This window comes from Streptomyces sp. LARHCF249 (genome assembly GCF_052871255.1).
This window is the reverse complement of the sequence record NZ_JBIXJQ010000003.1, coordinates 151,833-166,193: the sequence shown is the minus strand read 5'-3', so window position 1 is coordinate 166,193 and position 14,361 is coordinate 151,833. Positions and strand designations below refer to the sequence as shown.

At 73.9% G+C, this 14,361-nt stretch carries 13 protein-coding genes; 9 read left to right on the top strand and 4 right to left on the bottom strand.

The window, feature by feature from the left end; genetic code table 11:
• Window positions 1-43: 43 nt before the first annotated feature.
• The gene (locus ACIPUC_RS09210) at window positions 44-2,350 is read right to left on the bottom strand and encodes an ABC transporter permease (RefSeq protein ID WP_446587957.1); all 2,307 of its coding nucleotides are present in this window, start codon (window positions 2,348-2,350) and stop codon (window positions 44-46) included.
• On the bottom strand, window positions 2,347-3,045 hold the full coding sequence (locus ACIPUC_RS09205; RefSeq protein WP_446587955.1) for an ABC transporter ATP-binding protein: 699 nt from the start codon (window positions 3,043-3,045) through the stop codon (window positions 2,347-2,349). The genes ACIPUC_RS09210 and ACIPUC_RS09205 overlap by 4 nt, the downstream gene beginning before the upstream one ends.
• 129 nt (window positions 3,046-3,174) lie before the next feature.
• Between ACIPUC_RS09205 and ACIPUC_RS09200 the strand changes: the two genes are divergently transcribed.
• Both ACIPUC_RS09200 and ACIPUC_RS09195 read left to right on the top strand, forming a co-directional pair.
• Window positions 3,175-4,011, top strand: a complete 837-nt coding sequence (locus ACIPUC_RS09200) for a sensor histidine kinase (RefSeq protein ID WP_446587953.1) — start codon at window positions 3,175-3,177, stop codon at window positions 4,009-4,011.
• Window positions 4,008-4,685 (top strand): response regulator, encoded by a 678-nt coding sequence (locus tag ACIPUC_RS09195; protein WP_446587951.1) that lies wholly within the window; start codon window positions 4,008-4,010, stop codon window positions 4,683-4,685. Before ACIPUC_RS09200 ends, ACIPUC_RS09195 begins: the two co-directional genes overlap by 4 nt.
• Before the next feature lie 25 nt (window positions 4,686-4,710).
• Here the strand turns inward: ACIPUC_RS09195 and ACIPUC_RS09190 are convergent, their stop codons facing one another.
• Window positions 4,711-5,628 carry a LysR family transcriptional regulator gene (locus ACIPUC_RS09190; RefSeq protein ID WP_446587949.1) on the bottom strand — a complete coding sequence of 306 codons (918 nt, stop codon included), beginning with the start codon at window positions 5,626-5,628 and terminating at the stop codon, window positions 4,711-4,713.
• 71 nt (window positions 5,629-5,699) lie between these two features.
• On the opposite strand from ACIPUC_RS09190, the gene ACIPUC_RS09185 reads away from it, so the two are divergent.
• Window positions 5,700-6,656, top strand: a complete 957-nt coding sequence (locus ACIPUC_RS09185) for an NAD-dependent epimerase/dehydratase family protein (protein ID WP_446587947.1) — start codon at window positions 5,700-5,702, stop codon at window positions 6,654-6,656.
• On the opposite strand, the gene ACIPUC_RS09180 is transcribed toward ACIPUC_RS09185, so the two are convergent.
• On the bottom strand, window positions 6,598-7,344 hold the full coding sequence (locus ACIPUC_RS09180; protein WP_446588896.1) for a GntR family transcriptional regulator: 747 nt from the start codon (window positions 7,342-7,344) through the stop codon (window positions 6,598-6,600). The genes ACIPUC_RS09185 and ACIPUC_RS09180 overlap by 59 nt on opposite strands.
• A gap of 180 nt (window positions 7,345-7,524) precedes the next feature.
• Between ACIPUC_RS09180 and ACIPUC_RS09175 the strand changes: the two genes are divergently transcribed.
• The 6 genes from ACIPUC_RS09175 (at window position 7,525) to ACIPUC_RS09150 (ending at window position 14,286) form a co-directional block, all read left to right on the top strand.
• Window positions 7,525-8,715 carry an ABC transporter substrate-binding protein gene (locus ACIPUC_RS09175; protein WP_446587945.1) on the top strand — a complete coding sequence of 397 codons (1,191 nt, stop codon included), beginning with the start codon at window positions 7,525-7,527 and terminating at the stop codon, window positions 8,713-8,715.
• Entirely contained in the window at window positions 8,715-9,608 is an 894-nt protein-coding gene (locus ACIPUC_RS09170) for an ABC transporter permease (RefSeq protein WP_446587943.1), read from the top strand. The genes ACIPUC_RS09175 and ACIPUC_RS09170 overlap by 1 nt, the downstream gene beginning before the upstream one ends.
• Window positions 9,596-10,531, top strand: a complete 936-nt coding sequence (locus ACIPUC_RS09165) for an ABC transporter permease (RefSeq protein ID WP_446587941.1) — start codon at window positions 9,596-9,598, stop codon at window positions 10,529-10,531. Before ACIPUC_RS09170 ends, ACIPUC_RS09165 begins: the two co-directional genes overlap by 13 nt.
• 5 nt (window positions 10,532-10,536) lie before the next feature.
• Complete coding sequence (locus tag ACIPUC_RS09160) at window positions 10,537-11,667, top strand: ABC transporter ATP-binding protein (RefSeq protein ID WP_446587939.1); 1,131 nt, start codon at window positions 10,537-10,539, stop codon at window positions 11,665-11,667.
• Entirely contained in the window at window positions 11,664-12,335 is a 672-nt protein-coding gene (locus tag ACIPUC_RS09155) for an HAD family hydrolase (protein ID WP_446587937.1), read from the top strand. The genes ACIPUC_RS09160 and ACIPUC_RS09155 overlap by 4 nt, the downstream gene beginning before the upstream one ends.
• Before the next feature lie 67 nt (window positions 12,336-12,402).
• A complete protein-coding gene (locus ACIPUC_RS09150) occupies window positions 12,403-14,286 on the top strand; it encodes a serine/threonine-protein kinase (RefSeq protein WP_446587935.1) in 1,884 nt (627 codons plus the stop codon).
• Window positions 14,287-14,361: the final 75 nt, after the last annotated feature.

The following is a 14,361-nucleotide window of genomic DNA, read 5'->3' as shown; positions in this document are numbered from 1 at the left end:
GGCGCGGGCGCCCCGCCCCGCACCGGCCCCGGCCTGCCTGCCGCTACTCGGTGTGCAGCACCGAGGCGATGGTCGTCCGGGCCGCCGACCGGGCCGGGACCAGGGCCCCGATGACGGCGATCGCCACCCCCGCCAGCAGCGTCGCGGCCAGCTGCGGTGCGTGCCACACGTCCTTCATGGACTCGGGGAACTCGATCACCCCGATGTTGTCGACGACCAGCCGGTGGGCCAGGACCCCGAGCGGGACGCCCAGCAGCCCGCCGACCGCCCCCAGCCCGGCGACCGAGGTCACCGTCATGGCCACCACCTGCCGGGGGGTCATCCCGATCGACTTGAGCATGCCGAGGTCGCGGCGGCGCTCGCGGGTGTTCAGGAGCACGGTGTTGAAGACGCCGAGGGAGGCGACGAGGGTCAGCAGCACCGTGAACACGGTCGAGAACGCGACGACGGTGGTGGTGCCGGCGTTCCCCGAGTCCGCCACCGACGCGCGCAGTCCCGGGTCGAGCGCCTCGACCGCCTCGGCGTACGCGCGCGCGTCGGCTCCGGGAGCGAGCCGTACGGTGTACTCGGTGGCGTGCACATCCGGTGCCAGCCGGGCGAGGGTCTGCCAGGTGGCCTCCAGCGCCCGGGCGTTGCCCTCGATGAGTTCACCCACCACGATCGCGGGTACCTTCCTGCCGTTCAGTTCCAGAGCGAGCCGGTCACCGACCTTCAGCCCGCGCTCCTTCAGGAACGACGGCCCGGCCACGACCTCGCCCTCCGCGGCCGGTGCGCGGCCCCTGACGATCGTGTCGGCGTACAGGGCGTCGTCCCCCCGGTAGAAGTCGGCGTAGACGGGCTGCGTCTGCCCGATGACGTTCGCCTGGCAGAACGCGCGGGCCCGTACCCGCGTCGCGCCGGGGAGGGACCGCAGCCGCTCCTCGATCTGCGGGTCGCCGAGCAGTGGCGGGGTCCGGTCGGTCCCCGGCCCGCCGGCCTCCACCTGGATCCGGGCGCCCCCGTCCCCGCGGCCGATGTTGCCGAAGGCCACCATCGTGCTGGTCAGCCCGGTCGCCAGGGTCACCGTGGTGACGCCGAGGACGATGGCCGCGACGGTCAGCAGGGTGCGGCCGGGGCGGGCGAACGGCTGGCCCAGGCCCAGGCTGACCGGGCGCGGCAGCCGGGTGAGGGAGAGCGCCCGCTGGACGCGCAGGCCGCGGCCGGTCCGCGGCGCACCGCCCGCGCTGATCGCCCGGGCGGCGGGCAGCCGGTGGGCCCGCAGGGCGGGGACCAGCGCGGTCAGCAGGACCAGGGCGGGAACGCCCACCAGGCAGATCACGGACATCCACGGGCTGACCTCACCGACCGAGGCCCGGCCGGTCTCGATGCCGCTGAACGCGACCTGCAGGATCGGCCCGGACAGTGCGTTGCCGAGCAGCGTGCCCAGCACGCAGCCCACGACGGCCGGTACGGAGAGCATGGTGAGGTAGACGGCGACCACCTGGTTCGGGGTGAAGCCCAGGGCCTTGAGCACCCCGATGTGCCGGTACCCGGAGACGACCGCTCCGCTGACCACGTTGCCGACGATCAGGACCGAGACCAGGAGCCCCAGGACGCCGAAGAGCGTGATGAACGGGAGATAGGAGTCGACCAGCGCCGAGAAGGCCTGCTCGAGCGCGAAGTAGGTCTGCACACCGGTCACCGATTCCTCCGCCAGCCCGGTGGTGGCTCCGGCCAGGGCGGTGCTCAGCCGCGCCGGCGTCGAGGCGTCCGTGAAGCGGTAGAGCATTTGGGCGGAGGACGGCTGCAGCGCCGCCATCTGCTCCGGTGAGACCCAGGCGCTGGCCGACCGGCTCATGCTGGTGGCGAAGCCCACGACGGTCAGCGTCGTCGAGGGCGCCTCCAGCCTGGTGCCCAGCAGCTCGGGGCCGGGGGAGCCCTGGCTGGACCAGTTGACGACGATCTCGCCGGGCGCGGTGGCCCAGCGGCCCTCCAGCAGTTCGATCCGGTCCACGGGGCCCGCCGGATCGGCCCGGCCCACCACCGTGAGGCTCCCGCCCGCCGTCCAGAGCCAGCCCCTGGGGATGTCGACGACGGCCTGGCCGAAGGGCCCGGCCGCCGCTTCCACACCCGGCCGCCCGACGGTGTGTGCGAGCTGCGCCGGTGTGGCCTTGGCGGTGTCGAAGCTCGCCACCACGTGCGCGCCGCGCTGGGCGGCGTACGCCTTGTCGAAGGGGCCCGAGGCGGCGCCGAGCAGCCCCAGGGCGAGCAGGACGGTGGTGGTGGAGCACAGGACGACCAGCCCGATCACGAACGTCTGGACCCGGCGGCGCTTCACGGCCGCGCGCGAGGCCCTCCACACGGCGCTCACGCGGTCGCCTCCAGGGCGCTCTCGCCGGCCACGCGGCCGTCGGCGACCTCCACCAGCCGACTCGCGCAGCGGGTGGCCAGCCGCCGGTCGTGCGTGACGATGAGCAGTGTCTGGCCGATCTGGTTGAGGTCGATGAGCAGGTCCATCACCTGCTCGCCCGAGCGGCTGTCGAGGGCTCCCGTCGGCTCGTCCGCCAGCAGCAGCGCCGGGCGGTTCATCAACGCCCGGGCCACGGCCACCCGTTGGCGTTCGCCGCCGCTGAGCGTTGCCGGGTAGTTGTTCCGCCGGTCGGCCACCCCCAGCTCGTCGAGGAGCTCCAGGGCCCGCCGGCGCGCCTGGCGGGCCGGGGTCCCGGTCAACTGGGCGGCGAGCGCCACGTTGTCGAGGGCGGGCAGATCGTCGTTCAGGTTGAAGAACTGGAAGACCATGCCGATGTGGCGGCGCCGGAACAGCGCCAGCCCCGTCTCGTTCAGCCGGCCCAGGTCCTGGCCGTGCACCTCGACCCGGCCCGCGGTCGGCCGGTCCAGGCCCGCCACCATGTTCAGGAGCGTGGACTTGCCGCAGCCGGAGGGTCCCATCACCGCGACCGCGTCACCCGCCCGGATCTCGAGCGACAGCCCGTCCAGGGCCTTCGCGTCGCCGTACTCCTTGTGCACGCCGTCCAGCCGCACCACAATGCCGCGATCTGTTGTCATGGCCTGAACCTAAGACGGAGCCCCCGGACGCTGCGTCAGCCCCCGGATGTAAAGGTCCTGTCAGGTCATCCTGGGGATGTACGCGGCCCGTCCGGCAGAATGACACCGGGGCGGACGGGGGATGTGAAGGTGGAGTCGATCATCGCGGTGGCCGCCGCGTGCCTGGCCGCGGCCGTGGCCGCAGGGCTGGGCACGGCGCTGCTGCGCGCCCGGCGCGGGCACCGGGCGGCCATGGGGGAGCGCGGTTGGCTGCTGGAACGGGAACGCGAGAGCGCGGCCCGTGCCGCCGTCGACGCCGAACGGGCCAGGATCGCGGCCGAACTCCACGACATCGTCAGCCACAACGTGAGCCTGATGGTGGTCCAGGCGGGCGCGGCCCGCGAGGTGGTCGACACCATGCCGGCGGAGGCCGCGGCGGCGATGGCCGCCGTGGAGCGGGCCGGACGGACCACGATGACCGAACTGCGGCACCTGCTCGGCCTGTTGGCGCCCGCGCAGGACGGCAGGGACGAGCCGTACGCCGCGGGGGCCACCGAGCTGTCGCCGCAGCCGAGCCTGGACCGGCTCAGCCCGCTGATCGACAGGTTCGCCTTCGCCGGGCTGCCGGTCGAGGTGCGCGTGTCCGGGGATCCGCGCCCGCTGCCCGCCGGGATCGACGTCACGGCGTACCGGATCATCCAGGAGGCGCTGACCAACGCCCTCAAACACGGAAACGGCGGGAAGACGGAGGTGACGGTGCGGTACGCGGACCACGCGCTGCGCGTGGAGGTGCTCACGAGCGGGCCCAGCGTGCTGAGGGACGGCGCACGGGGCGGGAGCGGCAGCGCGCCCAAGGCCGAGGGGACCGGGCGGGGACTGCTCGGCCTGCGCGAGCGCGTCGCCGTGTACGGCGGCGACCTCGACGCCCGCCGCCGCCTCGGCGGCGGCTACCGGGTACGGGCCCGCCTTCCCCTGGACCGGCCGTGACCGCCCCCGCCGGGCCCGGTCCGCGGGTGGTCATCGCCGACGACCAGGACCTGGTCCGCACCGGCTTCCGGATGATCCTGACCGCTCGCGGCATAGACGTGGTCGGCGTGGCCGCCGACGGGGTGGAAGCGGTGGCCGCGGTGCGCCGGCTGCGCCCGGACGTCGTCCTGCTCGACATCCGCATGCCGAACATGGACGGCCTGGAAGCCGCCCGGCGGATCCTCGCCGAGGTCCCGGACTGCCGGGTGATCATGCTGACCACCTTCGACCTCGACAGCTACGTCTACGCCGCCCTGGCCGTCGGCGCCAGCGGCTTCCTGCTCAAGGACGTGACCCCCGCACACCTGGCCGCCGCCGTCCGCCTGGTCGGCACCGGCGACGCGCTGCTCTCCCCGTCGATCACCCGCCGCCTGGTGGAGCGCTGCGCCCCCGCGGCCGCCCGACCGACTGCCGGGCACCGGGAGCTCGCCGCCCTGACCCCGCGCGAACGCGAGGTGCTGACGCTGCTGGGCCACGGCCGCTCCAACGCCGAACTGGCGGCCGAACTGACGCTCAGCGAAGCCACGGTGAAGACCCACGTCGCCCGGATCTTCGCGAAGCTGTCCCTGCGCGACCGCGCCCAGGCCGTGGTCCTCGCCTACGAGACGGGCCTGGTCACTCCGGGCTCGCCGTAACCGGCCAGTCAGCACAGGAGGTGGTTCACGGGCGGGCACGCTGCCCGGCGGCCGTCGCCGTCAGGGCCTCGGTCAGCGCCTTCGCGTACGGGTGGGGGCGGCGACGGCGGGGGAGCAGGAGGCCGATGTGACGGGTGGGGCGCGGGGGTTCGACGCGGATCACCGTCACCTCCGGGGACGGAGCCGGGGCCAGGGAGACGTGCGGGACCAGGGAGACGCCCACGCCCGCCGCTACCAGGGTCTGCGCGAAGAAGTAGTCGGTGGTGGACGCCCCCACCCGGAGGTCGAAGCCGGCGAGCTCCGCGTAACGGCGCAGGAACGCCTCGGTCTTGAGGCAGCCGATCACCCAGCGTTCGGCGGAAAGCTCGGCCAGGCCCAGCGAGGACCGGTCCGCGAGCCGGTGAGCGCGCGGCAGGACCAGCCGGAGCGGGTCCTCCATCAGCGGGACCCAGTCGAGTGCCGGGCGCTCACCCGGCCGCACGGGGGGCGGCCCGTCGAAGTGATAGCTGAGGGCGAGATCGGCCGCGCCGCCGCGCACCATCGGTACGGCGGCCTCCGGCTCGCTCTCCAGCACCGTCAGCTCCACCTCGGGGTGCGCGGCCACGAACCGGGCGAGCGCGGCGGGCAGCAGATGGCGGCCGCCGCTGGTGAACGTGGCCACGGTGAGCCGCGGCCGCGGCGCGGTGAGCCGGTCGATCTCGTGGCGGACCTGGTCCAGTTCGGCGGAGATCGCCTCCGCCGCCTCCACCAGCAGCCGTCCGGGTTCCGTCAGGGTGACCCCGCGGGTGCTGCGCACGGCCACCGGGTGGCCCAGGCTGCGTTCCAGCGCGGCGATGTGCTGGGAGACGGCCGACGGGGTCAGCAGCAGGGCGCCGGCAGCCCTGTTGAAGCTGCCGTGCTCGGCCACGGCCCGCAGGACGCGCAGCCGCTGCACATCGATCATCAGTATTCCTTCATACGGATTCAGTCGATCACCAGTTCCGCTGGGGACCCTACCGGGGCAGAGTCGGGCGCATGAACACGATTCTTGTCATCGGCGGAAGCCGGTACTTCGGGAAGTCCCTGGTCACCAGGGCGCGGGACGCGGGGCACGAGGTCACCGTCCTCAACCGGGGCTCCAGCGCCCCGCCCGCCGGCGTCGGCCACGTCGTCGCCGACCGCGACGACGAGGACGGGCTGCGGGCGGCGCTGGGCTCGCGCAGCTTCGACACCGTCATCGACCAGGTCTGCTACACGCCCGGGCAGGCCGCCGTCGCGCGGCGCGCCTTCGCCGGGCGGACCGGCCGGTACGTCATGACCTCCACGATGGAGGTGTACGACCCCGCCACGCTCCCCGGCCCGGTCCCGGCCCCCGTCCCCGTCGCCGAGGATTCCCTCGACCTGGCGCGGACCGCGCCCACGGCGCCGCACGCGGACCCCGCCCACGCCTACGCCGAGGGGAAGCGGCAGGCCGAGGCCGTCTTCCTGCGCGAGCCGGCCTTCCCCTTCGTCTCCGTACGGACCGCCCACGTCCTCGGCGGCGGCCGGGAGGAGTTCACCGGGCGGCTGGCGCACTACGTGGAGCGGATCGCCGCCGGGAGTCCGGTCGACGTGCACCAAGCCCCGTACGCCACCTCGTTCATCCATCACCGGGAGATCGCGGACCTGCTGTACTGGGCGGCCGGGCAGAGCTTCACCGGTCCGGTGAACGCGGCCTCCCACGGGGCCGTGGACGTGACCGCGCTCTGCGAGCTGGTCGCCGCGCAGCTCGGGCGGCGGCCGCGGTACCGGCTGGTCGAGGAGGGCGCCGCCGCCTCGCCGTTCTCCTTCGACCGCGCCTACGCCATGGACAACGGTCGCGCCGCCGCCCTGGGTTTCGGCTTCGGCCGGGTCGCCGAGTGGCTGCCGACGGCGATCGCCGAGGCGGCGGGCGTCAACCGTCTCCGGTCCGCCGCTCCAACGGGGTTGCTACCGCCGAGTTGTTCACACTGAAGGTGACACTGCCCGCCCGGTAGCGGTCGTCGGACCACTCGATCGGGCGGCCCGTCGCGGTCGCGGACACGTGCCGCTGGCGCAGCAGCGGGCTGCCGCGCCGGATCTCCAGCAGCCGGGCGTCCTCGCTGCCCGCGGCGAGGGCGTCGATGAGGTGCTCGCCGTGGTGGGCGACGATCCCGGACCCCTGGGCCAGGCTGTCCATGACGGAGCGGCAGTCCGCTGGCAGCGCCTCGACGGCCGCCGCGACCCAGTCCGCGAACGCGGTCCGCTCCACCATCGTGGGCTCCCCGTCGAGCCGGCGCAGCCGCAGCACGGCGAGGATCTCCGTACCCGGCTCCAGTGCGAGCCGCTGCGCCTCCTCGGCCGTGGCGGGCCGGCGGATCCGGGACAGGAAGCGGCTGTCCGCCCGGTGCCCGACCCCCTCGGCCCACTGGGCGAAGCTGTTCAGCTCGCCGAAGCTGTGCCGGCGCTCCTGGCGCAGCACCGTCCGCCGCGCGCCCTGCCGGGAGCTGATCAGCCCCTCCGCGGCGAGTGCGGCGACCGCCTGGCGCACGGTCCCGCGCGAGGCGGACCAGCGCGCCGCCAGATCGCTCTCCGAGGGCAGCTGCGCACCCACCGGGAGTTCCCCCGAGACGATCGCCGCGCGCAGCGCCTCGGCGATCTCCATGTGCCGGACCGTGCCCATGCCCTTCGCCCCCTGATCGCGTGTGCCGTTTCCGGTTCTCATGATCATTCCAGCAGTTCTCCCACGGATTTCCGCCGACCTTCTCGTCTCTTCGTCGAGCCGTGCTCTCCGGGACGGGCGCCGTTCACCGTCCGTACAGCGGGCCCGGGCGAACTGGAGCCAACTTGTTCAGACAAGTGAATGCCCCCTTCGTCTCCGGGAGAGACCGTGCTCAGTTCCTCCGCCCGTCGCGGTGCGGCCGTACTGCTCAGCGCCGCCGTCCTGACCACGCTCAGCGCGTGCGGCGCCGCACCCGACCCCAAGCCCGGCGCCTCCGGTGACGCGAAGAGCGCGGTGCAGCCGGGCGCCGCCGCCTCGGCGGCCGACTTCGGCTCCATGGAGGCCCTCGTCGCCGCCGCGCAGAAGGAGGGCAAGCTCAATGTGATCGCGCTGCCGCCGGACTGGGCGAACTACGGCGAGATCATCAAGGCCTTCGAGGCCAAGTACAAGATCAAGGTGAACAGCGAGAACCCGGACGCCTCCAGCGCCGACGAGATCGCCGCCGTCAAGTCCCGCAAGGGCCAGGACCGCGCCCCCGACGTGCTCGACCTCGGCATCGCCTTCGCCCGCAGCGGCGCCGCGGAGAACCTCTTCGCCCCGTACAAGGTCACCGCCTGGGACAAGATCCCGGCCGGCCAGAAGGACGCCGACGGCCGCTGGTACAACGACTACGGCGGCTACGTCTCCATCGGCTGCGACGCCGCGAAGATCCCCACCTGCCCGCAGACCTTCGCCGACCTGCTGAAGCCCGAGTACAAGGGCAAGGTCGCCCTCAACGGCAACCCCACCAAGTCCGGTTCGGCCTTCGGCGGCGTCTACGCGGCCGCCCTCGCCAACAAGGGCTCCTTCGCCGACATCCAGCCCGGAATCGACTTCTTCGGCCGGCTGAAGAAGAGCGGCAACTTCATCCCCGTCGAGTCCACCCCGGCCACCGTCGAGAAGGGCGAGACGCCCATCTCCATCGACTGGGACTACCTCAACGCCGGCTACGCCGAGCAGTTCAAGGGCAAGGGCGTCGACTGGAAGGTCGCCGTTCCCACCGACGGCGTCTACGCCCAGTTCTACTCGCAGGCCATCAACAAGGAGGCCCCGAACCCGGCCGCCGCCCGCCTGTGGATGGAGTTCCTCTACAGCGCCGAGGGCCAGAACCTGTGGCTGAAGGGGCACGCCCGCCCGGTCCTGCTGCCCGTCATGACCCAGGACGGCACCGTCGACAAGGACGCCGTCACCAAGCTCCCGCAGGTCCAGGGCACCCCAGCCTTCCCGGCCTCCGCCGAGCTCGACAAGGCCAAGGCCACCCTCGCCGAGAAGTGGGACAAGGCCCTCTCCTGATGTCCACCACCACCCCCTCCCGAACCGCCGGCGGCAGCAGCCGCCGGCGGCGGCGCGGCCCCCGCACCTGGCTCGCCGCCCTCCCGCTGCTGGCCTTCACCGGGCTCTGCTTCGGCCTGCCGCTCGGCGCCATCGCCTTCGGCGCGGTCACCCGCACCGACCCGGCGGACGGCGCCACCCGGCTCACCGGCGAGCACCTCGCGCGCTCGCTCCAGGGCCCCTACCTCGGCTCGCTCATCGGCAGCGTCCAGCTCTCCGCCCTCACCGCACTGCTCGGCGGAGTCCTCGGCGTCCTGATCGCCCAGGCCGTGGTCACCTCCCGCTCCAGCGTCCTGCGCAACGCGGCGCTCACCGCCTCCGGCGTGCTCGCCAACTTCGGCGGGGTCCCGCTCGCGTTCGCGTTCATCGCCACCGTCGGGATCTCCGGAGTCGTCACCCAGCTCGCCGACCTCACGGGCCTCGGCTGGAGCCTGTACTCCTTCACCGGCCTCACCGTGGTCTACCTGTACTTCCTGATCCCGCTGATGGTGCTGGTGATCGCCCCGGCGCTGGAGGGCATCCGCCCGCAGTGGCGCGAGGCCGCCCAGAACAACGGGGCCAACGGGCGGCAGTTCTGGCGCCACGTCGGCCTGCCGGTCCTCGCGCCCTCCCTGCTCGGCGGCTTCGTCCTGCTCTTCGGCACCGCCTTCGCCGCGCACGCCACGGCCGCCGCCCTCGTCGGCGGCTCCGTCCCGCTGGTCACCCTCAAGATCGCGGACGCGCTGTCCGGCAACGTGCTCACCGGCCAGGAGAACGTGGCGCTCGCCCTCGGCCTCGACATGATCCTGATCGCCGGCCTGGTCATGGCGGTCTACCTGCCCCTCCAGCGACGGAGCGCCCGATGGCTGCGATGACCCCGACCGCCCCGGACACCGGGGCCCCGGAGCGGACCGCGGCGCCGGGCCCGGCCGCCTCCCGCCCGCGCTCCGGCGCGCGCCGCCGCGGGCCCGGCATCCGGCGCGGAACCGTGCTCGCGCTGGCGGGCGCGTACTTCCTCGTCCCGCTCGTCGCCTCCTTCGTCTTCACCGTGCACGTGCCCGGCCAGGGCGTCACCTTCGAGGCGTACACCGAGCTGCTCTCCGCCGACGGGTTCACCGAGAGCCTGCTGCTCTCCCTCGGGCTGGCCGCCGCCACCATCGCGCTGTCGCTGCTGCTCGCCGTGCCCGCGCTGGTCGCCGTACGCATCGGCTCCCCGCGGCTGCGCCCCGTCGTCGAGATCATGTGCATGCTGCCGCTGGTGGTACCGCCGATCGCGCTGGTCACCGGGATCACCACCGTGCTGCGCTGGGGACCGGAACACCTGTCGCGGACCCCGCTGTACCAGACCTTCCTCGCCGTCCAGAACGAGAAGTTCCCCCTCGTCCTGGTCCTCGCGTACACCGTGCTGGCCCTGCCCTTCGTCTACCGCTCGCTCGACGCCGGACTGCGCGCCGTCGACGTGCCGACCCTGGTCGAGGCGGCCCGCAGCTGCGGCGCGAGCTGGCCGTACGTGGTCCTGCGGGTGCTGCTGCCGAACCTGCGGGCCTCGATCGCCGGCGCCGCCTTCCTCACGCTGGCCCTGGTGCTCGGCGAGTTCACCATCGCCTCCCTCCTCGGATTCCAGCCCTTCGCGGTGTGGATCGTCTCGATCTCCGGAGCCCAGGCCCGGATGTCCGTGGCCGTGTCCGTCCTCAGCCTCCTGATCACCTGGCTGCTGCTGCTCGCCCTCTCCCGGGCCGGAACCGCCCCCTCCACCGCCGCGGCCGCACCCGCCACCACCTCCCGCAAGGAGTCCTGACCCCGATGTCCACCACGCCCACCACTCTTTCCGCCGACGTGGCCGCCGACGCGGCCGCCGCCGGGAAGCCGACGGCCGACTCCGCGCAGCCCGCGGGCGCGCGCGTCGAATTCCGGGGCCTGCGCCGGGCGTTCGGCTCCACCGTCGCCCTCGACGGCCTCGACCTGACCGTCGAGCCCGGCGAACTCCTGGCCCTGCTCGGCCCGTCGGGCTGCGGCAAGACCACCGCCCTGCGCGTCGTCGCCGGTTTCGAGCAGCCCGACTCCGGTGAAGTCCTGGTCGACGGACAGGACATCACCCGGGTCCCGGCCAACCGCCGCGACGCGGGGATGGTCTTCCAGTCGTACAGCCTCTTCCCCAACCTCAACGCGCGTGACAACGTGGCCTTCGGCCTGCGCGTGCGCAAGGTCGGGGCGGCGCAGCGCCGCGAGCGGGCCGCCGAACTCCTCGACCTGGTGGGCCTCCCCGATCACGGCGACCGCTACCCGCACCAGATGTCCGGCGGCCAGCAGCAGCGCGTGGCGCTGGCCCGCGCCCTCGCCCTGCGCCCGCGCGTGCTGCTGCTCGACGAGCCGCTCTCCGCGCTCGACGCCAAGGTGCGGGCGAACCTGCGCGAGGAGATCCGGCGGCTCCAGCTGTCCCTCGGCATCACCACCGTGTTCGTCACGCACGACCAGGAGGAGGCGCTGTCGATGGCGGACCGGGTCGCCGTCCTGAACGCCGGCAAGCTGGAACAGTGCGCCGCCCCGGCCGAGTTGTACGACCGGCCCGCGACGCCGTTCGTCGCGGAGTTCGTCGGCACCATGAACCGGCTGCCCGGACGGCTCACCGACTCCGGCCTGGTGGCGGTGGCGGGCGTCCGGCTGCCGGTGGACGGGCCCGTCCCCCCGACCCCCGACGTGGAGGTCCTGGTGCGCCCCGAGAACGTGACCGCGACCGCCGACGCCGAGGGCGGGGCCACCGTGGTCTCCGCCTCCTTCTTCGGCTCGGTGACCCGCCTGCACCTGGAACTGCCCGGCGGCGTACGGGTGAAGGCCGACCTGCCCTCCCGGGACGCCGGGGCCCTGGTGCCGGGCGCGCGGGCGGCCGTCGCACTGGCCGAGCGGCCCGTCCTCGTCGTGGCCAGGACCGCGTGAGCGAGCGCCCCGGCGCACTCGGCGCGGTCCTCTTCGACATGGACGGCACCCTCGTCGACACCGAGGTGCTGTGGTGGCAGACCGCCGAGGAGGTCGCCGGCGGCCTCGGCCACCGGCTCACCGGCGCGGACGCGCCGGAGGTGGTCGGCCGCGCCGTCGAGGACACCGCGGCGCACCTCGTACGGGCCGCGGGCGGCGCAGACCCGGCCGAGATCGCGGCCGCGCTCACCGAGCGGTTCTTCCGCCGGGTCGAGGCCGGAGCGCCCATGCGGCCCGGCGCCCAGCGGCTGCTGACCGCCCTGGAGGCGGAGGGCGTGCCCTTCGCCCTGGTCAGCGCCTCGCCGCGGCTGGTCGTGGACTCGGTGGTCGGCGGCTCGCTGGCCCACGTCCCCTTCGCCTTCACGATGTCCGCCGACGACACCGAGCGCACCAAGCCGCACCCGGACCCCTACCGGGCGGCCGCCGGGCGCCTCGGCCTCGAACCGGGCTCCTGCGTGGCGGTGGAGGACTCGCCCGACGGCGCGGCCTCGGCGGAGGCCGCCGGGTGCGGGGTCCTCGTCGTCCCCTCGCTGCTACCGGTCCCGCAGACACCGCGGCGGACCTTCGCGCGCTCCTTGGAGGAGGTCACCCCCGCGCTGCTGCGGGGCCGGGCGGGGCCGCCGGTGTAAGACCCGGCCGCGCGGGTTGGGTAGGGTGCCGGTCGTCGGGAGAGATCTGCGTGGGAGACGTGAGTTGATGAGTGGTCAGCAGTCGGGCCGGGACAGTTCGCCTCAGGTCTTCCAGCCGCTAGCCGGAGACGACCCGACCACCATCGCCGGATACCGGCTGGCCGCCAAGCTCGGCGCGGGCGGCATGGGCAAGGTGTACCTCTCGTACACCCCCGGCGGCCGGCCCGTGGCGATCAAGGTGATCCGGCCGGAGTTCGGCGAAGACGCCGAGTTCCGCCGCCGGTTCACCCAGGAAGTGCAGTCCGCGCAGCGGGTGCAGGGGCTGTTCACCGCCCCCGTCATCGACGCCGACACCGACGGTGCCCAGCCCTGGCTGGCCACCGCGTACGTGCCGGGGCCCTCGCTCGCCGACGCGGTGACCGCGCACGGGGCGCTGCCCGTCGAGGCGGTGCTGCTGCTCATCGCCGGCATGGCCGAGGCCCTGCACGTCATCCACGGCGCGGGCATCGTCCACCGCGACCTCAAGCCGTCCAACGTGCTGCTCGCCGCGGACGGGCCCCGCGTCATCGACTTCGGCATCGCCTACGCCGCCGACGCGACCTCCCTCACCGGCAGCGGAGTGACCATCGGCACCCCCTCCTTCATGGCCCCGGAGCAGGCCGCGGGACGCAAGGTGACCCCGGCCACCGACATCTTCGCGCTCGGCCAGGTGGCCGCGTACGCCGCCACCGGAACCCCCGCCTTCGGCGAGGGCACCTCGCACGGCGTGCTCTACCGCATCGTCCACGAGGAGCCCGACCTCAGCGGGGTCCCGGAGCGGCTGACCGAACTGGTCACCCGGTGCCTCGCCAAGGACCCCGAGGCCCGGCCGTCCCTGGCCGAGATCATCGCGCTCTGCCAGGCCGCCAACGCGGAGACGGTGCTGCGCCGTCCCGAGGACTGGCTCCCGGCCCCGGTCGCCGCCGACATCACGGTGCGCGCGGCCGCCCCCGCCCCGGTGCAGACCCCGCCGCCCCCGGCGGCCGCCCCGGCCGTGCCGGCGTACACGCCCACCGCGCCGGTGGCTCCGGCCACCCCGCCCCCGGGCTTCGGTCCGGCGCCGCACCAGCAGCCCACGCAGCCGCACCAGTCCCAACAGCAGCCCCAGCAGCATCAGCAGCCCCCGCAGTCGTACCCCACGCCCCCGCCCGCTCCCGGCCCCGCCGCGCCGCAGAACCACGCGCACGCCTACGCCCCGACGCAGTTCCCGGGCCAGCAGCAGCACATGCAGCCGCAGCCGCCCCGGCCGTACCCCGGCGGGTTCGTGCCGCAGCCCGTCCAGCCCCCGAAGAAGTCGGGCAAGAAGGGCGTGCTCATCGCGCTGGCGGCCGTGCTGGTCTTCGCCGTGGCGGGCAGCGCAACGGCCTACGCGCTGCTCAAGGACAAGGACAAGGACAAGGGCGGGCAGGCGCAGGGCGGCAGCTCCTCGCAGGACAAGGGCGCGGAGCAGGCCGGGGGAGGCCAGAGCGGCTCGGCCAAGCCGAGTGCCAAGCCGAGCGCCAAGGCCGATCCCAAGCCCACCGAGCACAAGGGCATCAACCTCACCGCCGGATACCACCTGACCCTCGGGGACGACGACGTCCGACCCCAGCAGGGTGAGGACGGCGGGTATGAACTCTCCTACGACACCGGCGCGTACCTCGATGCGGAGACCTCCGACGGGAACCTGGTGCTGCTCGATCCGGGGCAGGAGGGCTCCCTCGACGTCTGCCGTGCCGAGACCCGCTTCGCCAAGAACATCTATCTGAACAAGCTCGCGAAGGGCCGGCAGGTCTGCGTCATCACCGGCACCGGGCACATGGGCCTGGTGACCGTGCAGGGCTTCTCCCCCGAGGGCTCGCCCAGCAAGTACATGACGCTGGACGTGACGGTCTGGCGCAATGCCGCCGCCGGCTCCGGCTCGCGCGGCTGAGCCCGGGTCCGCGGCGCGGGCACCGGAACCGGAATCCCGCCGGACACCGCGGAACCGCATCGGGCCGGCCGTCGT

Bases quoted from the DNA above. Each gene is read 5' to 3' on its own strand.
- ACIPUC_RS09205 (WP_446587955.1), bottom strand. From the start codon at position 3,045: ATGACAACAGATCGCGGCATTGTGGTGCGGCTGGACGGCGTGCACAAG.
- ACIPUC_RS09190 (WP_446587949.1), bottom strand. From the start codon at position 5,628: ATGATCGATGTGCAGCGGCTGCGCGTCCTGCGGGCCGTGGCCGAGCAC.
- ACIPUC_RS09185 (WP_446587947.1), top strand. From the start codon at position 5,700: ATGAACACGATTCTTGTCATCGGCGGAAGCCGGTACTTCGGGAAGTCC.
- ACIPUC_RS09180 (WP_446588896.1), bottom strand. From the start codon at position 7,344: ATGGGCACGGTCCGGCACATGGAGATCGCCGAGGCGCTGCGCGCGGCG.
- ACIPUC_RS09175 (WP_446587945.1), top strand. From the start codon at position 7,525: ATGCCCCCTTCGTCTCCGGGAGAGACCGTGCTCAGTTCCTCCGCCCGT.
- ACIPUC_RS09170 (WP_446587943.1), top strand. From the start codon at position 8,715: ATGTCCACCACCACCCCCTCCCGAACCGCCGGCGGCAGCAGCCGCCGG.
- ACIPUC_RS09165 (WP_446587941.1), top strand. From the start codon at position 9,596: ATGGCTGCGATGACCCCGACCGCCCCGGACACCGGGGCCCCGGAGCGG.
- ACIPUC_RS09160 (WP_446587939.1), top strand. From the start codon at position 10,537: ATGTCCACCACGCCCACCACTCTTTCCGCCGACGTGGCCGCCGACGCG.
- ACIPUC_RS09150 (WP_446587935.1), top strand. From the start codon at position 12,403: ATGAGTGGTCAGCAGTCGGGCCGGGACAGTTCGCCTCAGGTCTTCCAG.